Source organism: Phaeodactylibacter sp., assembly GCF_040219495.1.
In the GTDB taxonomy this organism is placed as follows: domain Bacteria; phylum Bacteroidota; class Bacteroidia; order Chitinophagales; family Saprospiraceae; genus Phaeodactylibacter.
In genome coordinates this window covers 1-19311 of record NZ_JAVJSK010000146.1, presented here as the reverse complement: position 1 = coordinate 19311, position 19311 = coordinate 1, and the positions used below count along the sequence as shown (strand labels likewise).

The following is a 19311-nucleotide window of genomic DNA, read 5'->3' as shown; positions in this document are numbered from 1 at the left end:
TTAATTAATCCTACAGCAATCTTTCCCTATATTGGCAGGCAAAAAACAAATCATGCGGTTACCCTCTACCCTTTTCCTGAGCTTATTGTTGCTCAGCATCGGTCTATTGCAAAGCTGTTCTTCCCTCTCCCCGACTTCCTCTGCCAATAAAATCCCGGTCTACGCCTGGGATGGCGGGCTGAATGACAAAACCGACGATGAAGTCCTGAAAACCCTGAGCGACTGGAAAGCCAAAGGGGTGGACACCCTTATGTACAACGGCGGGCAGGACCCGGCTGACTACGCGCGCATCGGGAAACTGGCGCAAGCCGCCGGCCTCGGGCTCCACGCCTGGATTCCCACTATGGTGCAAAAGCCCCGCCCCGAACTCAAGCCGGAATGGTATGCCGTCAACCGGGCCGGGGAGTCGGCTTATGACAAGCCTGCTTATGTGCCTTATTATACCTTCCTGTGCCCAAATGAACCTGGCGTATACCAATTTTTGGAGGAGATGTACACCAGCGTTGCTGAAGTGGAGCAGGTGGCTGCAGTACACCTTGACTACATCCGCTTTCCGGACGTCATCCTGGCGCGCGGGCTGTGGGACAAGTACGGCCTGGTGATGGACAAGGAGTACCCCAAATATGATTACTGCTACTGCGACCGCTGTACCTCAGGCTTCGAGGAGCAAAGCGGCATTGATATTAAATCCGTGGAAGACCCCACACAGGTACAAGCCTGGAAGCAGTACCGTTACGATCTGATTACGAGTATCGTCAACCGGCTGGCAGAGCAGGTACACGCCCAAGACAAGCGCATCAACGCTGCCGTGTTCCCAGGCCCGCACTCCGTAGCCAAGCGTATCGTGCGGCAGGAATGGGACCAATGGGACCTTGATCAGGTCTTCCCCATGCTCTACAATGATTTTTACCTGGAAGATGTGGAATGGATCGGCGAGATGACAGCAGAGGGTGTGGAAGCACTTGACGGCCGGGCTTCGCTTATCAGCGGTTTGTTCATCTGCCCGGACCCGAAGAGCAAGGCCCGGCAGCCGGACCCGGAAAACCACGGGCTGATCCCGGAGGAGTTGGGAGCGGCAGTGCAGGTCTCTATGGATAATGGCGCGGCGGGCATCTGCCTGTTTACGCCCGGGCGTATGACGAAAAAGCACTGGAAAGCGTTACGGCAGGCGATTTACCGGTAAGGAAATTGCAACGTTGGAGACTAGTGGTCTGTCAAGGCTAAAACTAGGGGTTGCCTGCGGCGACTTTTGAGGCTACTCTTCGTTGGATAACCCCTTACGTAGCGCTGCTATGCGCGGGAACATCCGCCTTGATTAGCCTCAAAATTCGCTCCCATTCAACCCATAAATTAACACTTGACAGACCACTAGGCAAGTGAGGTTATCATTTTTTTGACAGCGTTAAACCGTTCTAAGGTTTTGGGGTTGGTAAGCGTGCCACCTTCAGAGCTTCAATGACTTCTGGAAGATGCAGGGATTCTTTCGCTACTGTTTTGCAGCGAAAGAACCCCTATGGCACAATGCCTGCTTCAACAAAGATTTCATGCCTTTGCCTACTTGCTACCCAATGATAAAAAGATTATACTTGCAATATGACAAATGAAGAGGTTCACCGTATCATTAGAAACTATCTTGCTCAATATCCAATTTCCAGGATTGGGGTATTCGGGTCTTTTGCCAGAAACGAACACACACCGGAAAGTGATATTGACATCTTAGTAACCTATGATGAACCTGTTAACCTTTTCATACTGGCACGCATGCACCGGGAACTATCAGAACTACTTGACCGCGAAGTAGATATCGTTAGTGAAAAATACCTTGACCCCAGAATAAAGCCGGAAGTGGAGCAGGACCTAAAAATTATTACTGTGTGATGAGTGCCTTTCGTGATCTCACCTATCTGGAACACATTGAGGATTCAATTGAAAAGATTCAATCTTATCTTGGATAAGCTGGAGCAGAGCGGGAAGCTCTACCCCAGCAAAAGAAGCTATTTTTGTTTAATCCACTGAACACTTTTTAGCATTTTTGTTTAATCGGTTAAACAAAATCAGATGCCGCAATCGGAACACTGCGGGAAACGTTTTTCTACAATCAACTCCATGCCCTCACGCATCAGGGCGCTGCACCGGCTCAGCTGTTACTGCCCAAAAAGGGGGGGCTTCCTATTCGCTTTGCCCGGGCAGGAATATCTGTTTGAAATTGGCGGCCCAAATAAAGAGGCCAAACAAATCGGCACCGCCCCTCACCATTACGTGGTCGTCGATGCCGCTGCTACCGCCCACCCACAACGTATCCCGCTTTGGATGTTTGGGCTGCTGTACTAAGAGAGGATCTCACTTGCCCTCTCCTTAACAAATAGGTTTTGTATGTATTCCAATAGGAGCCATTGCTACAATTTCGGCTTTTGAATGCCCATCTTATCTCCACAAAGCAGGCGTGCTTCGGGCCCGACTATGCCAGTTCTTAAATGTCAGAAAGGTTACAAATCATAGAAAAGCGGTAAACAAACTGTACATTCTTAAAAACAGCGACCACCACCCTGGCCCAAAATCCAATTTTTACTTTAGCTTTGCGGCATTCCCTTATTGGTGGCGGGAAAGCCCGTTGCCATGATTTTATTTCAAAATCTTCACTAAATCCTTTCTTTACATGAGAGCAGCTATACTCTTTATTCTCGCATTATTTATGCTGCAGGCGACTGAAACGACTGCGCAGGTACAAAAGCGTGTACTTGTAGAACACTTCACTCAGGCCTCCTGCCCTCCTTGTGCAGCACAGAACCCAGCTTTCAACGACATGTTGTTTGACAACTGGGAGAAACTGGTGACCATTAAGTACCAAACTTCCTGGCCCGGTTTTGACCCAATGAACGAGCAAAACCCCGGTGAAGTACAGTCCCGTGTAGACTACTATGGTGTTACGGGTGTACCTAATGTCATCATGGGCGGTACGCTTGATGCCGGAACTGCCGGTCAGGCAACCGTTGGCCAGATTGACAACATCCACGCTGAGATGACGCCTATCGAAATGGATATGAGCCACAGCATTTCTGCTGACCTGGACTCTATGTTCATCACTGCTGTAATCAAAAACGTTTCTGCAGAGGAGTTTAATCCTGGCAATGCTGTTGCCCAAATCTCTATAATTGAGCAGGAGCTGATCTTCCCTGAGCCTCCTGGTTCTACTGATGAAGTAGACTTCTACAATGTGATGCGCAAGATGCTCCCTGATGCAAACGGCACTTCTCTTGGCGCCATTGCTGCAGGTGACTCAACTGTTTTGGAGTTTGCAGTAGCACTTCCAGACTATATTTATGACTACAGCCAGCTGGGTGCGCTTGGTTGGGTACAGAACAACTCTTCTCAGGAAGTGTACCAGTCTGAAATCAGTGAAACCCTTGGTGTACCTGCAGGCTATGGTGATGTAGCGCTGGACCTGAGCATACAGACTCCAAGCAGCTATTGCGAATATGAAGTCTCTGCTTCTGCAGATATCGAGAACGCCTCTGAGAATGAGGTGACTACGCTTGAAGTCCAAATGATCGTGAATGGTACGCCTATGGCTACGGAAACCTGGGAAGGTGTTCTCGCTCAGGGAGAATCTACCACCATTGACTTTGCAGCGATCAACGTTGATCCGGGTGCCACTGAAGTCGCTTTTGAAGTCACTGCTGTTAATGGCTTGCCTGATTATAACCAATTGAACCAGCTTGTGAATAGCGTGGAAGTCTTCACCTTATCTGATACACCATTTGCTACAGAGCATGCAGAAGGTTTTGAGATGACACCTAACCTTGCTACTCCTGCTAATACCCTTATTGAAGCCAGTGCACCGGATCGCATGGGCGTTGTAAATGCCGGTTATTTCCAGCAAGGTGGCCAAATCGGAGCTTACGGAGAATCGAGCAAAGCGATCTTTGCTAATTTCTACCAGTGGAATAACTCCGGAGAGCAGTCCCACCTGATCTTTGACAAGCTTGACCTGACGGAAATGACGGATGCAATTATCACCTTTGACTATGCTTTTGCGCAGTATTCAGGCTTTGCGACCAATGACCGTCTAATTGTTTCCGTATCCGAGGATTGCGGTGCGACATGGACTACCGTTTACAATGAGGGGGGCGCAAGCTTTGCAACTGCTCCGGCTTCCGAGCCATTCTTCATTGCCGGCAGTGGTGACTGGGCAGCAGACACTATCGACCTGAGTGCCTATGATGGAACAGCAGAGCTTAACGTTCGCTTCTCTGCTCAAACAGATTGGGGCAACAACCTCTTCCTGGACAACATTACTGTTGAGAGCGGAACGATTGTCAGTGCTGACGAAGCCAACAAACTGGAAGGCAAAGTCTTCACTTACCCTAATCCGGCAACTGATCTGGTTTATGTCGACTTCACCCTCGTGGAAAAAAGCGATGTTACTGTAGAAGTATTCGACATTTCCGGTAAAGCCATCACCACGCTTGCTGCAAACGTAGCACTGGGCTCCGGTGCGCACCAATTGCGCTGGGCTCCTCAGGAGGCTGGTTTGTACCTGATCCGCGTATCTACACCTGATAGTGCGCTCACCAAGCGTGTTACTGTTGTGAAATAAGCGCTTTGCTTACCTGAAGTAGCACACTCAGGAGCTGTGGACAATGATCCGCAGCTCCTGTTTTATTTTGTAGCGCAGAGGACTTTTAGATATGTTTAAGATTTAAGCATTTGGAGTATGCCCATTTATTCGGTACTTTTGTAGTGTGAAAGTATATTTCTATTGAAACTAAGCCAAATCAACATAAGCTGATGAAAAAAAATCTACTTCTCTTTTCTTTCCTACTCTTATTTACGCTAAGTATTGAGGCACAAATCACTCTTACTTTTCAGCCAGATACGATCAGTGTATCAGACTATATTGATCTAAATGACAATGAGTATGAACTAGTAGGCTACGCTACAGTTACTAACACAAGTGATGAAGCTTTTTCACTTCGATGGAACAGAGTTACGGAAAATGCGCCAGCCCAATGGGATGTGCAAATATGTGATGTTAACTTTTGCTATGAGCCAGATGTCTTTTCAAACTTTGTTCCTGGCGAAGTTGAGATACCTGTACTACTAGAGCCAGGTGCATCTACTAACATGGATGTCCATCTCAAACCACGTGGTGCATCTGGTACCGGTCGAGTTACCATAGAAATAACATCTACCGATAACCTGGACGAGGTAATTACCACTGGCACCTATGATTTCGAAGCGCTCGTAGTTACCAGCACCAACGATCTCAACACAACCCCACTCACCGTCTTCCCCAACCCTACCGCTGACTACTTCAACATCCGCGGTGGCAATGGTGTAGACCGGGTGGTACTGTACAATGTGTTGGGCCGTGAGATGCGCAGCTTCAACGTAGCGCCCGGACAGCGGTACTACATCGGTGACCTGCCGAATGGCCTCTACCTGGCGAGTATGGTTGACAACAACAAGGGCATCGTGAAGACCTTGCGCCTGAAGAAAAGTACGGTGCGTCCGTAAGTTTTACAGACTTACCTGCTTAAAAAGCCTCTGTGGATTGCCGCAGAGGCTTTTTTGTTCTGTGAAAGCACAACTATTATGAATGATTGGTATTTTCATCCTGACAATTAATCAAACTGAGCATTACAGGTGAGTTAGTTTGCAGACCGATTACTAAAGTCCCAACACAGCCTTAATCTTGCCAGGCTTAATTAAGGGAACTAACAACCCTGAAGAATTGTATAGCTAAAAAAAAAGAAGATGGAATATATATTTGAGAGAATTACATTGGATGCTGAGCTATGTAATGGTAAACCTACAATAAGGGGATTAAGAATTACAGCTCAAACTATACTGGAGTATTTGTTTAATGGAACAACCGAAGAGGAAATTTTAGAACAATATCCAATTTTAGAAAAAGGCGACATTGAGGCCTGCAAGAAATTTGCACTTGAAATGATGAATAAAAATTACCGGATAAAAGATGTGGCAGCCTGATATTTGATATGACTAAATATTTGATTGACGTAAACTTGCCTTATTATTTTGGGTTGTGGAATACACATGAATATATACATCAAATTGATATTGATGCAGGGATGAAGGATAAGCATGTTTGGAGTTATGCAAAAAAACATGACTTAACCATCATTACAAAAGATAGCGATTTCTCAAATCGAATAATGTTTAAAGAACCTCCACCAAAAGTGATCCATATCAGATTTGGGAATATGAATATGAAAGAATTCCACAAAACAATGAAGGAAGTTTGGAGTGGAGTTCTTGAAATGAACAAGGATTACAAATTAGTCAATGTATATAAAGACAAAATAGAAGGGATCAGGTGAAGTCCTTTGGGTGTATGCCAGGCACTCTGCCCGCCTTCGCACAGCTATGGCGGACGGAGTAAAAGACTATCCTAACTGTCTAGCAAACATTAGGTGGGTGTTTATTTCATCAGTCGCTGCGCTCGTGAACCACAGCCACCTAATTTTAACCTCAATAAGTTAGGGCACTCTGGAGACGAGCGAAGCGACTCACGTAGTAAAAGACTGCCCTAACTGGCATTACGCCGGAAACTCCACATAATTCCGAGGCGTCTCGTACAGGCGCACGCCGATGTCATACTTCTCATCCAGGTGCTCGCGCAGGATTTGCCAGATCACGTAGCAGATGTGCTCAGCAGTAGGATTTAGATTTCTGAACTCCTCGGTATCCAGGTTCAGGTTTTTATGGTCAAAGCGCCGCTCGATTTGCTCTTTGATGATGTCCTTGAGCACCTTCAGATCGATCAGGTAGCCCGTTACGGGGTCCACCTCTCCGCTTACCTTGACCTCCAGTTCGTAATTGTGGCCGTGGTAGTTGGGATTATTGCACAACCCGAAGACCTCCTGATTCTTCTCATCGCTCCAGTTGGGATTGTACAGCCGGTGGGCGGCATTAAAATGGGCGCGACGGAAAACAGCTACTCTCATGCTTGATTTGGATTAGATTCGCTTTCCACAACAAAAAAGGATGGCGTTGGTTGGGACAAGGCCCGGAACTTCTTTCCGGCCGCATGCGCGAAAAGCCCTGCAAATTTTTCAATCCTCCCTAAAAAGCGTAATTTAGCCCGGAATCATTTGGAAATTGCTGAGATAGCCCGGCGTACTATTTTTTTTTGGTGTTTTGGGCTCTATTAGGGTCAGTTTCCATTTTCATCATTCGCTGAACAGCAATACCGTGAGGAATTTTCACGCCTTTAAGGTGAATAGCATCAGTGGAACGCAGATCGACTTTTCCGGCTTTTCGGGAAAGAAAATTATAGTGGTTAATGTTGCATCGGAATGTGGCTATACGCCGCAGTACCAGCAGCTACAGGAATTATACGACGAATTCAACGATAAACTGGTCATCATCGGCTTTCCCTGCAACGATTTTGGCGGGCAGGAGCCGGGCAGCGAAGCCGACATACAGGCTTTCTGCGACCGCAACTACGGCGTGGCTTTCCCGATGACTGCCAAAATTGGCATCAAAAAGGAGCCCCACCCTATTTACCAATGGCTTCAAAACAAAGCCGAAAACGGAGTGCTTGACCATTCCGTAAAGTGGAATTTCCATAAATTCCTGATCGATGAAAAGGGCGGGCTTTATGCCGCTTATGCCTCCTCGGTCAGCCCGTTTGACGATCGTATACTTTCCTGGATTACCGACTAGTCGCACTTGCGTCCCACTTGCATTGCTGCTCCGCACATAAAACGAGCAAAGCATGCGCTTTAGCGACATCATAGGGCAACCTGCTGTCAAAGACCGGCTCCGGCGTATGGCAAGTGGTGGCCGTATGCCTCATGCCTTGCTTCTGATTGGCCCGGAAGGTTCCGGCAAACTGTCACTGTCGATGGCCTTCGCGCAGTATGTCCTCTGTCCGGAAAAAGACGAAGCGGATGCCTGCGGGCGCTGTCCCAGCTGTATCAAAGCTGGCAAGCTCATCCATCCCGACCTCCACTTTTCCTACCCTACCGTAGGGAGCAAAATCACCAGCGAGACTTTTCTCCCACAGTGGCGCTCGGCTATTGCCGAGAACCCCTACCTCAATGCCAATGAATGGCTGCAGCAGATCGGTGCCGAGAACAAACAGGGGAATATCACCAAAGAGGAGTGCGTGAATATCATCCGCAAGCTCAGCCTCAAAACCTTTGAAAGCAACCACAAAGTGCTTATCATGTGGCTGCCGGAATACCTGGGCAAGGAAGGCAACCGCCTGCTCAAACTCATTGAGGAACCGCCGGAGCAGACGCTATTTGTGCTGGTCGCCGAGCGGCAGGAACTCATTCTGAATACCATCCTCTCCCGCTGCCAGATTGTGAATGTGCGGGCGCTGAGCGATGAAGCCATTCAGGAAGGGCTCGTGCAGCGCGGGCTATCTGAAGTACAAGCTGCAGGCATCGGCTACCTCGCCAACGGCAACTACAACGAAGCCCTGAAGCTGGCTCAACATAACGAGAACGACCACGCCCAACTATTTTTGCAGTGGATGCGCAATGGCTATCAGGGCAAGCCCGTTAAAATGGTCAAGTGGTCGGAAGACTTTGCCGGGCAAGGCAGAGAAAACCAAAAGCATTTCCTACAGTACGCCCTGCACTTCCTCCGGGAAATCACCCTGCTCATCGCAGCAGGCCCGGAAGTGAAAGTACGGCTGCAAAACCAGGAATTAGAGTCGGCCAAAAAGATGGCCGGCGTGATGGACCTCGATCAGGCAGAGCAGCTGATGAACCTCTTCAGCGACTGCATCTTTGCGGTAGAGCGCAATGCCAACCCCAAAGTGCTCTTCCTCGATGCGTCCATACAAATGAACCATATCCTAAAACGAAAGCAACCGGACACCTACAAGGGCCTGAGCGCCCAACGGCTGTATTAGCCTGCGAGGCGTCCGTTCATATAAATTGACAATTGACATTATGGGATGTACAGGATGTACGACATGCGGCACAGGCACCCCGAACGGCTGCAAAAGCAATGGCGGCTGCGCCACCGGGGGCTGTAACCGACTCAATACCTACGACTGGCTTTCGAGCATGGACGTCGTAGACACCGATCCTTTCGATATCGTGGAGGTCAGCTTCAAAAACGGTGCACATAAAGGGTTTTACCGCAATCAGGACCATACCCGCGCCCTCACCGGGGATGATGTGGTGGTGGAAACCGGTACCGGGCTGGACCTCGGCAGGGTAACCCTGTCCGGAGAGCTCGTACGCCTGCAGATGAAGAAAAAGAAGACCTCCGAAAAGGATGTCCTCCACAAAATCATCCGCAAGGCTAACGAAAGAGATCTGGAACGCCTGGCAGAAGCCCGGAGCCTCGAAATGACCACGATGGTCCGCGCCCGGGCGATCGCCCGGAGCCTCGAGCTGGACATGAAGATCGGGGATGTGGAGTATCAGGGCGACAAGCGCAAGGCTACCTTTTACTACACCGCTGATGGGCGGGTGGATTTCCGGGAGCTTATACGGCACTATGCTAAGGAGTTCCGGGTAAAAATCGAAATGCGGCAGATTGGTGCCCGTCAGGAGTCGGCTCGTATTGGAGGGCTGGGGTCCTGCGGCAGGGAGCTTTGCTGTTCCACCTGGCTCACCGATTTCAAATCAGTCACAACGGCAGCCGCCCGCTACCAAAATCTGGCGATCAATCAGTCCAAGCTATCCGGTATGTGCGGCCGCCTGAAGTGCTGCCTCAATTACGAACTCGACACCTACCTCGATGCCCTCGAGCAGTTCCCCAAAAATGCGGACAAGCTGCAAACAGAAGCCGGTACGGCTGTACTCGTCAAAACCGATATCTTCAAGGGGCTGATGTACTACGCCTATCAAAAGGAATCGGGCCGGGGCAAGCTCTACACCTTGGAAGCCAGCCGGGTGAAGGATATCAAGGCTATGAACAAAAAAGGCGAAAAGCCGGCTGATCTCGTTAGTCTGCAGGTCATCTTTGAGACCGATGCCGAAGATATCGATATGGGCTTCGAGGACGTCACCGGCGTCATAGAGCTGCCCGAAGAAAAGCGTTCCAGCAAGCGCCGGAAGAAAAAGAAGAAGCCGAACAACCGGGACAGCCGCAGCAACAGCAGCCAAAACAAAAGCAGCAACAATTCTAAAAGCCAGGCCGGAGACGACGACAAAAATTCCGGAGACCACAAAAAAAGCGGCGGCAAGAGCCGTTCGCGGGGCCGGCGCCGCAAAGGCGGCCGCGGCCGGGGCAACAACAATAGCGGGAATAAAGGGGATGGGGATAAGTCCTAGCCCCGGGATAGGTTGAGGTTGCGCCCATACATTTACAAATTTTACAAACCATTGATGGGGTTGACGCTTTTTTGATCAACCTTGTCGGGTTACCTTTGGTATTCATATTAAAATAACACGACGCCATGAAATACGATGTTACCGTTATCGGCTCCGGGCCCGGCGGTTATGTGGCAGCCATCCGGGCTGCTCAATTAGGAAAAAAGACTGCGATTATCGAGCGCTACAACAGCTTGGGCGGCACCTGCCTCAATGTAGGGTGCATCCCCTCCAAGGCCTTACTTGATTCCTCCGAGCACTACCACAATGCCAAAGATAAATTCGAAATCCACGGCATTGAGCTCAACAACCTCAAGGTCAATATGCCGCAAATGATCAACCGCAAAAATGAAGTGGTTGCCCAAACGGTCAAGGGCGTGGAGTTTCTGATGAAAAAGAACAAAATCGACGTCTACCACGGTCACGGCTCCTTTGTGGATAAGAATACCATCAGTATTGCAAAGGAAGATGGCTCCAGGGAGGAAATCACCTCGGACAAGATCATCATCGCAACGGGCTCCAAGCCCATCGTACCGGCCGCGTTCAACTACGACAAAGAGCGGGTCATCACCTCTACCGAAGCCCTCAATATTGATGCCGTGCCTAAACGCATGGTACTGGTGGGCGGTGGCGTCATCGGGCTGGAGCTGGGCTCTGTTTTTGCCCGCCTGGGCACCGAAGTGGAAGTCGTGGAGTTCATGGACCGCATCCTACCCACTATGGACAAGGACTGCGGCAAGGAGCTGATGCGCGCGCTGAAGAAAATCGGCGTAAAATTCCACCTCAAGCATAAAGTCAGCGACGTTAAAGTCAACAAAAAGAGCGTAACCGTTACGGTGGAGAAGCGGGACGCTGAAGAAACCTTCACCATCAATGCGGACTACTGCCTGGTAGCTATTGGCCGCCACGCTTACACCGACAAGCTGGGGCTCGAAAACGTAGGTATCCAAACTGACGACCGCGGCCGCATCGAGGTGGACGACCACCTGAAGACCAACGTGGACAACATCTACGCCATTGGTGATGTCATCCGCGGGGCCATGCTCGCCCACAAAGCCGAAGAGGAAGGCGTATTTGTTGCCGAAGTCATTGCCGGTGAGAAGCCGCACATCGACTACAACCTCATCCCGGGCGTAGTGTATACCTGGCCGGAGGTGGCAAGCGTTGGCCAGACCGAAGAACAGCTCAAGGAAGCAGGCATCCCCTACAAGTCCGGTAAATTCCCCTTCAAGGCACTGGGACGGGCACGGGCAAGCACCGACACCGAGGGCATGGTGAAAATCCTGGCTCACAAAGAGACCGACGAGGTTCTTGGCGTGCACATGGTCGGCCCACGCACCGCCGATATGATTGCCGAAGCGGTGACGGCTATGGAATTCCGGGCGTCCGCTGAGGATATCGCACGGATGAGCCACGCGCACCCCACTTACACCGAAGCGACTAAGGAAGCGGCACTGGCAGCTACGGCTGACCGGGCGTTGCATGTCTAAATCCTTTCGATCAGATACCGGGAGCGGGATCAGGCATAACGCGCCTGTTCCCGCTTTTCTTTTGGCAGGGCCTGAAAGGATGGAGCATTCATAACAAATTGCACTTTTTGTATAGCCTGGCAGCATTTGCTGTTGGCCTCTTGGATAAGCTGGAGCAGAGCGGGAAGCTCTACCCCAGCAGGCACAGTCTTTAGCCTATGCCTAAACCCCAACCTCGATTCATCTGTTAGACAGTCATCTAATCAATAAGACCATGATCGATATACAGGAGGCCACACAGCTGGTCCTCAGCCGAAAACGGGATTTTGGTACAGAAAAGCTGCCCCTTGAGCAATGCAGCGGGCGCGTATTGCGGCAGGATATTCGTGCCGACCGCGACTTCCCCCCCTTCACCCGGGTTACGATGGACGGCATTGCCATTCAATGGGTAGCGTATGAGAAGGGGCAACGCAGCTTCCCTGTGGAGGGTATACAGGCTGCCGGCAGCCCGCAGCTAACGCTAATGGATGCAGGTAGTTGCCTGGAAGTAATGACCGGGGCCACCTTACCGCACAGCACAGACACGGTCATCCGCTACGAAGACCTTCAAATTGAAGCCGGGCAAGCGCAAATCATACCGGAGGCCAAAGTCAAAGCGTACCAAAATGCGCACGGGCAGGGCACCGACCGTCAGGCAGGCGATCTTATTGTAGCCTCCGGTGCCGTGCTATCTCCGGCTGAGATTGGCGTTGCGGCTACGGTAGGGCTGCCCGAGCTCGAAGTCGCCCGCATGCCCAAAGCCGTGATCGTTTCCACCGGAGATGAGCTGGTACCTGTAGCAAGCACGCCCGAGCCCCACCAAATCCGGACCTCCAACTCCTACACCATACAGATGGTCTTGTCCCGCTGGGGCATCCCCACAGACCGCCTGCACATTGACGATGAGCTGGAAGCGACCAAGGCAGCACTGGCAGACTGCATCCAACAGTACGACATCATTCTGCTGAGCGGTGGCGTTTCCAAAGGCAAGTACGATTATGTGCCGGCCGCATTGGAAGCGCTTGGCGCAAAGAAGCATTTCCACAAGGTAAAACAGCGCCCCGGCAAGCCGTTCTGGTTTGGGGAAGTGGAAGGGCAATGCACCATTTTCGCACTGCCCGGTAATCCGGTCTCGTCCTTCATGTGCACACAGCGCTACGTACGCCCCTGGCTGCGCGCTAGTCTGGGGCTGGAGCCTATGGGTTATGCACATGCGTTATTGGCCGAAAATTTCCACTTCAAGCCCGACCTGACTTATTTTCTGCAGGTCAGGACACATTACGATGCCACCACCGGCCGCCTTATGGCTCAACCTATGGAAGGCCGCGGCTCCGGCGATCTGGCCAACCTCGCGGACGCCGATGCGTTCCTGGAATTGCCCCGCGGGCGCAACGACTTTACTGCCGGGGAAGTATTCCCCCTTATTTTTTACCGATAAACCACATAAGCTATGAGCTCTTTTACCCACCTTGACGCCGATGGCAACCCCAACATGGTCGACGTTGGCACCAAAAAAGTGACCCGCCGGACGGCACGTGCCCGCTCAATCGTCGTCCTGAGCGATGAGATCATGGATCAGCTGGAAGGGCAGGAACTGCACACCAAAAAAGGCCCGGTTTTCCAGACAGCAATACTTGCAGGCATCATGGGCTCTAAAAAAACCGGCGAGCTTATTCCGCTCTGCCACCCGCTGGGGCTGGACAACTGCGAGGTCCACATCCACGTCAATAAGCAGCGTGAGGTGGTGATCGACTGCACGGCCCGCATTACCGCCAAGACCGGTGTGGAGATGGAAGCCCTGACCGGTGCGACGGTAGCCGCTCTGACCGTCTATGATATGTGCAAAGCCTTCTCCCACGATATTGTAATCAAAGCGACCAAGCTCATGGAAAAGACCGGCGGGAAGCGGGATTTTAAGCGGCCGGAGTGACCGGGTTTGCTGCGCATTTACTACATTGAGCATTGTGAATTTTGAAACCGGCAGTTTACAAAACACTACATTATGGCCAATTCTGATAAAAAGCACCAGAAACACACTAAGCTTGCCCGACCCGCACTGGGTCACTTCCACCGTAATGAATGGGCTATAATAGGCACGCCCTGCGGCAACATACAGCAATTGGGCTATGCCATCATCGACCGGCTGAGCGAGGTGTACAACGTAGGCTATGTAGATGCCGATCATGCCCACGGGGACGACAAGCCGGCTTACGAAGGTGCGATGGCTCACGGCGCCCGCCTCAACTATACCGACAAAATCCACTATCACCGCTTTGATCAGCAGGCGGAGCTGGGCACGCATCAGTTCCGCTGGCACTTCAACAATCAGGATGCGGTGATTGTCAATGGGAACCACTTTCCGGCCAAGCGGCAAATAGTGGTCATCGACCCCAAAAAAGAAGACTCCCTGCGGCGCAAGCTCGACCGGCTGACCGATGTACGGCTGGTCCTGCTGGCGGAAGGCGTTAAAGAGCCTTACCCCTGGCTGCGGGAAGCACTGGAGGGCTTTAGCAACATCCCGCAAATGAAGCTGGAGGACCATGCCGGTATCCCGCTTTTTGTAGAAAAAGAGCTCAATGCTTCAGCCCCGCCCCTGTACGGCTTGGTGCTGGCAGGCGGTAAAAGCGAGCGCATGGGCGAAGATAAAAGCCTGATTGAATACCACGGGCGGCCACAGCGCGACTACGTTGCCGACCTAATCGGGCATTACTGCAAAGAAACTTACCTTTCCTGCCGACCGGAACAAGCCGCCGAGCTCAGCCGTCCGCTGGCAGACACGTTCTCAGGACTGGGGCCATTCGGGGGCATTCTTTCTGCCTTCCGGCAAAACCCCGATGCCGCCTGGCTCGTGGTAGCCAGCGATTTACCATTGCTCGACGACGCCACACTTTCCCAACTGGTGGGTTATCGCAACCCCTCCAAAACAGCCACGGCCTTCAACAGCCCGGCCACAGAATTTCCGGAGCCCCTGATCACGATCTGGGAGCCCCGGGCCTACCCTATCCTGCTACAGTTTCTGGCACAGGGTTACTCCTGCCCGCGCAAGGTGCTCATCAACTCCAATGTAGAATTGCTGGACGCAGAGCGCCCGGAGGCACTCCGCAATGTCAACAGCCCCGAAGAGAAGGAAGAGGTCCTCAATATTATCAGGGAAAAAACAGCGTAAATGGAGGGCGGATTCGGACAAACCCTTGCGCTTACCTTCCAACTGGCAGCGGTTACCACCCTGTTGCTGCTCTTTATTGGCATCCCTATCGCTTTCCTGCTTTCGCGTACCCAAAGCCGTATCAAGCCTATACTGGAAGCCCTGATCAGCATGCCACTGGTACTGCCGCCCACGGTGCTCGGGTTCTATTTGCTGTTGGCCTTCAGCCCGCGGTCCGCACTGGGCAACTGGCTGGTTGAGACGGCAAACATCCGGCTTATTTTTTCCTTTTCCGGGCTGGTGATCGGGTCCCTGATATACAGTCTGCCCTTTATGGTGCAGCCCATTCAATCCGGATTTGAAAGCCTGCCCAATCACCTGCGGGAAGCGTCCTACAGCCTTGGTAAGACAGTATGGCAAACCCTGCTACGGGTGGAGCTGCCCAATATCAAACCAGCTGTGCTCACCGGTATCGTCCTCGCCTTTGCGCACACGGTAGGCGAATTTGGCGTCATCCTGATGATTGGTGGGAATATCCCGGGCGAGACCCGCGTAGCCTCGATTGCCATTTACGATGAAGTGGAAGCCCTGAACTACGTAGCCGCAAATCAGTACGCGCTGGTGCTGGTGGTTTTTGCGTTCAGCATCTTAGCACTGGTTTATACCATCAATCGCCGAATGCTCCGAACGATCTAACTTATGATTCAGATTCTCCTGCGCAAATCCCTGCACGCGGCCACTGGCCCAATGACCCTCGAGGTACAGCTGGATATCCTGACCGGGGAGTTTCTGGCCGTCACGGGGGCTTCGGGGAGCGGGAAGACCACCCTGCTGCGCTTACTGGCTGGACTGGAACAACCGGAAGATGGCCACATCATTGTAGACAACAACGTATGGCTCGATCAGGCAAAAGGCATTCAGTTGCCCATTCAACAGCGGGAAGTAGGGCTGGTATTTCAGGAATACGCTTTGTTCCCCAACATGACCGTGCGGCAGAACCTCGAATACGGGCTGCGAAAAGGGCAGTCAAAAGCCATCGTTGACGAACTGATTGGCATCACCGAATTGGACCAGCTCCTCGACCGGTATCCGGCTAAACTATCAGGCGGGCAACAGCAGCGGGTGGCGCTGGCACGCGCACTGGTCCGCCGCCCCAAACTTCTGCTGCTCGATGAGCCCCTCTCGGCCCTCGACTCGCGCATGCGCGCCCGCTTGCAAAACTACATCCTGCAGGCACATCAGGCTTTGGAGCTGACCACCCTGCTGGTTAGCCACGACTACCGTGAGATCTTCAAACTCGCCGACCGGGTTATTGCGCTCAAGCAAGGCAGGATTTCTCAGCCTGACCTGCCGGAAACCGTTCAGTATGCCAATGCCAGCGACGGTGCGTTCCGGCTTAGCGGAGAGGTCTTGCATCTGGAAGAAGCCGGCAGTGGATTCTCCGTCAGCGTGCTGATTGGCACCAATGTCCTGCGCGTGCTCGTGACGATGGAAAGCCTGCGGCAACTGCAGCCCGGCGACCGCGTAGAGGTGCTGTTTGATGCACAACGGACAATGCTCACCAAAGCGTAAGAAACATTAGCCCCTTGTTTTTATTTCCCATATATAAAAGTTACATTTGTGCTGCATACAATCAGCTAAATCGGTAAGAAGATTTGTAACCTTTGCAAATTTCTGCCGTAAATCAGTCTATCCATCGCCGCTACTCTAAACCACACACAGTTATTAAGCCTCCGCCATTAGGGTGGCTTAACAAATCTGCACACTACCCAAAAAAATCAGGTGGCACACCCTGTGCGTTAAGCACAGCAAACATTGTTTACCCCCTGTCATAATTCCATTAACTAACTGCTTTGCTAAAGTTAAGCTGACGATTCTATGCAAAGATTTGGTACACCTGAACCTGTTCCCAACCCATGTCTTCCCCTTCTGCATGTTGTCTGTATTGGTAAAGCACCAACACCGTTCAACACTATGAAACATTTTATTCATCCCAGGTTCCTGATTATTGGAGCGCTGCTACTGGCAGGCTTCCTTCTTCAAGCCCAGGGCAATTCAACCGGTCAAGTAAACGAAACACCCCAGGAAGACCTCGTGGTCCACAACTATGCCCCCTGGGAAGTGGGGCTTTTTGCAGGCGCAGCAAATGCGTACGGCGACCTCGTGGACACCCGGCTGATTCAATTCAACCGGACCAATTTGGCCTACGGCGGCTTCCTCCGCTACAACGTCAGCCGCAACCTAAGCATACGTGCCAGCTACCTGCGCGGTAAGCTTGAAGGCTCGGACATGGATTCCGAATCCCTTTCCCAACGCGGGCTGAGCTTTGAGTCGACCATCAATGAGATCGCTGTGGTTGGCCAGTGGGACTTCTGGGGGCATAAGCGGTATGATGACCGCGGCAGCTTCAACCGGACCATCTCACCCTACGTATTTGCCGGCTTTGGTGTAGGACTTACCGATCTGACCACGGACTACTCCAGCATACTGGGCGATCCGGCTATGGAAGAGAAAGCAGCCCGGGATATGCAGAACACCAAAAACACCCAAGTTGCTTTTCCACTGGGTTTAGGGGTAAATGCAGACCTGACCGAGCGCCTGATTTTGTCGTTCGAGTTCGGCTTCCGGCCCGTATTCAACGATTACCTAGACGGGGTGAGCGCTACGGCGAACCCCAACCGCAACGACTGGTACAGCATGGCGGGGGCAAGTGTAGCCTACCGCATGACCGGGCAGGACAAAGACCGGGACGGGTTTCCTGATCACAAAGACCCCTGCCCTAACCGCTGGGGCTCCAGGGAAAACCTGGGCTGCCCGGATAGTGACAAAGATGGCATTGCTGACCGCCTTGACCGTTGCCCCGAAATGGAAGGCCCGGCAGCGACTAACGGTTGCCCGGACGGCGACGGGGACGGCGTTCCGGATGACGAAGACGAATGCCCCCGCATTCCCGGATCTAAAGCTACCAATGGCTGCGCGGACTCAGATGGCGATGGCATTCTGGACTCCGTAGACGAGTGCCCCACCATAGCCGGTGTACCCGAGTTTAACGGCTGCCGGGATACGGACAAAGACGGGCTGCCGGATTCCAAAGACCGCTGCCCCTATGAGAAGGGCGATATTGAGTCTGATGGCTGTCCGCCACCACCCGACCCCAACGACCCTACCGTAGATAGCGACGGCGATGGCGTACCCAACATCAAAGACGAGTGCCCTTTCCTCCCCGGCGACCCGGAATTTAACGGCTGCAAGGATGTTGACAAAGATGGCATTGCCGATCAGCACGACCGCTGCCCCTACGAAAAAGGCAGCCCCGAACATAACGGCTGCCCGGACCCCAACGACACTTCTTTGGACACCGATGGGGACGGTATTGCCAATGCAGAGGACAAATGCCCGAGCATTCCGGGAAGTGAAGCCTTTGGCGGTTGCCGGGATAGTGATGGTGATGGCATAGGAGATGCAGAAGACCAATGCCCGGACGAAGAGGGCCTGGCCAAGTACGAAGGCTGCCCCACCCCGGACCGGGACAAAGACGGCTTCCTCGATGCAGAGGACCGCTGCCCCAATACGCCGGGCACCATCAAAGGCTGCCCCGATACCGACGGCGACGGCTATGCCGATAACGATGACCGTTGCCCGGAAATCGCAGGCGATGCCAACGGCTGCCCGGACTCCGATGCCGATGGCCTGACCGATGATGTAGACGACTGCCCCCGGGTAGCAGGCCCCAAGAGCCGTCAGGGCTGCCCCGAGCTCACTGCGGCCGACAAACAAGTGCTGAAAACGGCAGTGGACAACGTGAGCTTTAATCAAGGCAGCTACAGCCTGCTCAGCTCTTCCCACGAAACCCTGGACCTGTTGGCCGAGCTGATGAAGCGTTACCCGACCTACCACCTGAAAATCGAAGGGCATACCGACAATCAGGGCAATCCTCAGGCGAACAAGCAGCTGTCTCAGCTTCGGGCCAAAGCCTGTATGGAATACCTGGAGCAGCAGGAGATTGCCAAAGAGCGCATGACCTACAAAGGCTACGGTGGTGAGCAGCCCAGAGCCACGAATGATACCCAATCTGGCCGCCGCCGCAACCGCCGGGTAGAATTCGACCTCTTTGACCCGAAAAATTAAGCCACATTAGAAGCTAAGAGCTTGTTGGGATTTTACACTTCGGGCTGCTCTTGCCAAATTTTGTCCTGCTCTTCGTTGTTCTTCGGTCACGTAGCTAAGCAGGCTGACCGAAAACACATTTTGGGTTAGTATGACGATAAGATACCATGCGTAAAAACGCAGCGGCATTTTGTGCTTTGCGCCCCAGGTTTTCTGTAAATACCAAGCATGGCAGGTTATCCGA

19 protein-coding genes are annotated in these 19311 nt (G+C 52.2%); 17 read left to right on the top strand and 2 right to left on the bottom strand.

The genetic code is table 11. The features are described from left to right. The first annotated feature begins 52 nt into the window (after positions 1 to 52). The 7 genes from RIC19_RS23595 (at position 53) to RIC19_RS23565 (ending at position 6344) form a co-directional block, all read left to right on the top strand. Complete coding sequence (locus tag RIC19_RS23595; RefSeq protein ID WP_350180849.1) at positions 53 to 1183, top strand: glycoside hydrolase family protein; 1131 nt, start codon at positions 53 to 55, stop codon at positions 1181 to 1183. Positions 1184 to 1593: 410 nt separating this feature from the next. After that, positions 1594 to 1878: a nucleotidyltransferase family protein gene (locus RIC19_RS23590; protein ID WP_350180848.1), complete on the top strand. Its 285-nt coding sequence runs from the start codon at positions 1594 to 1596 to the stop codon at positions 1876 to 1878. A 180-nt stretch (positions 1879 to 2058) separates the two neighbouring features. Further along, positions 2059 to 2331 (top strand): hypothetical protein, encoded by a 273-nt coding sequence (locus RIC19_RS23585; RefSeq protein WP_350180847.1) that lies wholly within the window; start codon positions 2059 to 2061, stop codon positions 2329 to 2331. Between the two features lie 325 nt (positions 2332 to 2656). After that, positions 2657 to 4597 (top strand): T9SS type A sorting domain-containing protein, encoded by a 1941-nt coding sequence (locus tag RIC19_RS23580; RefSeq protein ID WP_350180846.1) that lies wholly within the window; start codon positions 2657 to 2659, stop codon positions 4595 to 4597. A 191-nt stretch (positions 4598 to 4788) separates the two neighbouring features. Continuing rightward, on the top strand, positions 4789 to 5517 hold the full coding sequence (locus tag RIC19_RS23575) for a T9SS type A sorting domain-containing protein (protein WP_350180845.1): 729 nt from the start codon (positions 4789 to 4791) through the stop codon (positions 5515 to 5517). Between the two features lie 240 nt (positions 5518 to 5757). After that, entirely contained in the window at positions 5758 to 5994 is a 237-nt protein-coding gene (locus RIC19_RS23570; RefSeq protein ID WP_350180844.1) for a DUF433 domain-containing protein, read from the top strand. Positions 5995 to 6002: 8 nt separating this feature from the next. Then, positions 6003 to 6344 (top strand): DUF5615 family PIN-like protein, encoded by a 342-nt coding sequence (locus tag RIC19_RS23565; RefSeq protein WP_350180843.1) that lies wholly within the window; start codon positions 6003 to 6005, stop codon positions 6342 to 6344. A gap of 219 nt (positions 6345 to 6563) precedes the next feature. Here RIC19_RS23565 and RIC19_RS23560 read toward each other — a convergent pair whose 3' ends face one another. After that, positions 6564 to 6971 carry a 6-pyruvoyl trahydropterin synthase family protein gene (locus RIC19_RS23560; RefSeq protein WP_350180842.1) on the bottom strand — a complete coding sequence of 136 codons (408 nt, stop codon included), beginning with the start codon at positions 6969 to 6971 and terminating at the stop codon, positions 6564 to 6566. Positions 6972 to 7218: 247 nt separating this feature from the next. Here RIC19_RS23560 and RIC19_RS23555 point away from each other — a divergent pair, with 247 nt between their 5' ends. The 10 genes from RIC19_RS23555 (at position 7219) to porG (ending at position 19088) form a co-directional block, all read left to right on the top strand. After that, positions 7219 to 7692, top strand: coding sequence for a glutathione peroxidase (locus RIC19_RS23555; RefSeq protein ID WP_350180841.1), 474 nt, complete (start codon positions 7219 to 7221; stop codon positions 7690 to 7692). A gap of 52 nt (positions 7693 to 7744) precedes the next feature. Beyond that, positions 7745 to 8893 carry a DNA polymerase III subunit gene (locus tag RIC19_RS23550; RefSeq protein WP_350180840.1) on the top strand — a complete coding sequence of 383 codons (1149 nt, stop codon included), beginning with the start codon at positions 7745 to 7747 and terminating at the stop codon, positions 8891 to 8893. Positions 8894 to 8933: 40 nt separating this feature from the next. Beyond that, positions 8934 to 10268 carry a PSP1 domain-containing protein gene (locus RIC19_RS23545; protein WP_350180839.1) on the top strand — a complete coding sequence of 445 codons (1335 nt, stop codon included), beginning with the start codon at positions 8934 to 8936 and terminating at the stop codon, positions 10266 to 10268. Between the two features lie 125 nt (positions 10269 to 10393). After that, positions 10394 to 11797 carry a dihydrolipoyl dehydrogenase gene (gene lpdA / locus RIC19_RS23540; protein ID WP_350180838.1) on the top strand — a complete coding sequence of 468 codons (1404 nt, stop codon included), beginning with the start codon at positions 10394 to 10396 and terminating at the stop codon, positions 11795 to 11797. Between the two features lie 253 nt (positions 11798 to 12050). After that, positions 12051 to 13253, top strand: coding sequence for a molybdopterin molybdotransferase MoeA (locus RIC19_RS23535; protein ID WP_350180837.1), 1203 nt, complete (start codon positions 12051 to 12053; stop codon positions 13251 to 13253). A 12-nt stretch (positions 13254 to 13265) separates the two neighbouring features. Further along, positions 13266 to 13745, top strand: coding sequence for a cyclic pyranopterin monophosphate synthase MoaC (gene moaC, locus RIC19_RS23530; RefSeq protein WP_350180836.1), 480 nt, complete (start codon positions 13266 to 13268; stop codon positions 13743 to 13745). 72 nt (positions 13746 to 13817) lie between these two features. Next, entirely contained in the window at positions 13818 to 14981 is a 1164-nt protein-coding gene (locus RIC19_RS23525) for an NTP transferase domain-containing protein (protein ID WP_350180835.1), read from the top strand. Further along, positions 14982 to 15656: a molybdate ABC transporter permease subunit gene (gene modB, locus RIC19_RS23520; RefSeq protein ID WP_350180834.1), complete on the top strand. Its 675-nt coding sequence runs from the start codon at positions 14982 to 14984 to the stop codon at positions 15654 to 15656. Positions 15657 to 15659: 3 nt separating this feature from the next. Next, complete coding sequence (locus tag RIC19_RS23515; RefSeq protein ID WP_350180833.1) at positions 15660 to 16532, top strand: sulfate/molybdate ABC transporter ATP-binding protein; 873 nt, start codon at positions 15660 to 15662, stop codon at positions 16530 to 16532. Positions 16533 to 16934: 402 nt separating this feature from the next. Then, positions 16935 to 19088, top strand: a complete 2154-nt coding sequence (gene porG / locus RIC19_RS23510; RefSeq protein ID WP_350180832.1) for a type IX secretion system protein PorG — start codon at positions 16935 to 16937, stop codon at positions 19086 to 19088. Positions 19089 to 19094: 6 nt separating this feature from the next. Here porG and RIC19_RS23505 read toward each other — a convergent pair. After that, a partial coding sequence (locus RIC19_RS23505) for a hypothetical protein (RefSeq protein WP_350180831.1) occupies positions 19095 to 19311 on the bottom strand: 217 nt, incomplete at its 5' end.

Excerpts from the sequence above, each read along its gene's own strand:
- RIC19_RS23595 (WP_350180849.1), top strand. The coding sequence starts at position 53 with ATGCGGTTACCCTCTACCCTTTTCCTGAGCTTATTGTTGCTCAGCATC.
- RIC19_RS23590 (WP_350180848.1), top strand. The coding sequence starts at position 1,594 with ATGACAAATGAAGAGGTTCACCGTATCATTAGAAACTATCTTGCTCAA.
- RIC19_RS23585 (WP_350180847.1), top strand. The coding sequence starts at position 2,059 with ATGCCGCAATCGGAACACTGCGGGAAACGTTTTTCTACAATCAACTCC.
- RIC19_RS23580 (WP_350180846.1), top strand. The coding sequence starts at position 2,657 with ATGAGAGCAGCTATACTCTTTATTCTCGCATTATTTATGCTGCAGGCG.
- RIC19_RS23575 (WP_350180845.1), top strand. The coding sequence starts at position 4,789 with ATGAAAAAAAATCTACTTCTCTTTTCTTTCCTACTCTTATTTACGCTA.
- RIC19_RS23570 (WP_350180844.1), top strand. The coding sequence starts at position 5,758 with ATGGAATATATATTTGAGAGAATTACATTGGATGCTGAGCTATGTAAT.
- RIC19_RS23565 (WP_350180843.1), top strand. The coding sequence starts at position 6,003 with ATGACTAAATATTTGATTGACGTAAACTTGCCTTATTATTTTGGGTTG.
- RIC19_RS23560 (WP_350180842.1), bottom strand. The coding sequence starts at position 6,971 with ATGAGAGTAGCTGTTTTCCGTCGCGCCCATTTTAATGCCGCCCACCGG.
- RIC19_RS23550 (WP_350180840.1), top strand. The coding sequence starts at position 7,745 with ATGCGCTTTAGCGACATCATAGGGCAACCTGCTGTCAAAGACCGGCTC.
- RIC19_RS23545 (WP_350180839.1), top strand. The coding sequence starts at position 8,934 with ATGGGATGTACAGGATGTACGACATGCGGCACAGGCACCCCGAACGGC.
- lpdA (WP_350180838.1), top strand. The coding sequence starts at position 10,394 with ATGAAATACGATGTTACCGTTATCGGCTCCGGGCCCGGCGGTTATGTG.
- RIC19_RS23535 (WP_350180837.1), top strand. The coding sequence starts at position 12,051 with ATGATCGATATACAGGAGGCCACACAGCTGGTCCTCAGCCGAAAACGG.
- moaC (WP_350180836.1), top strand. The coding sequence starts at position 13,266 with ATGAGCTCTTTTACCCACCTTGACGCCGATGGCAACCCCAACATGGTC.
- RIC19_RS23525 (WP_350180835.1), top strand. The coding sequence starts at position 13,818 with ATGGCCAATTCTGATAAAAAGCACCAGAAACACACTAAGCTTGCCCGA.
- modB (WP_350180834.1), top strand. The coding sequence starts at position 14,982 with ATGGAGGGCGGATTCGGACAAACCCTTGCGCTTACCTTCCAACTGGCA.
- RIC19_RS23515 (WP_350180833.1), top strand. The coding sequence starts at position 15,660 with ATGATTCAGATTCTCCTGCGCAAATCCCTGCACGCGGCCACTGGCCCA.
- porG (WP_350180832.1), top strand. The coding sequence starts at position 16,935 with ATGAAACATTTTATTCATCCCAGGTTCCTGATTATTGGAGCGCTGCTA.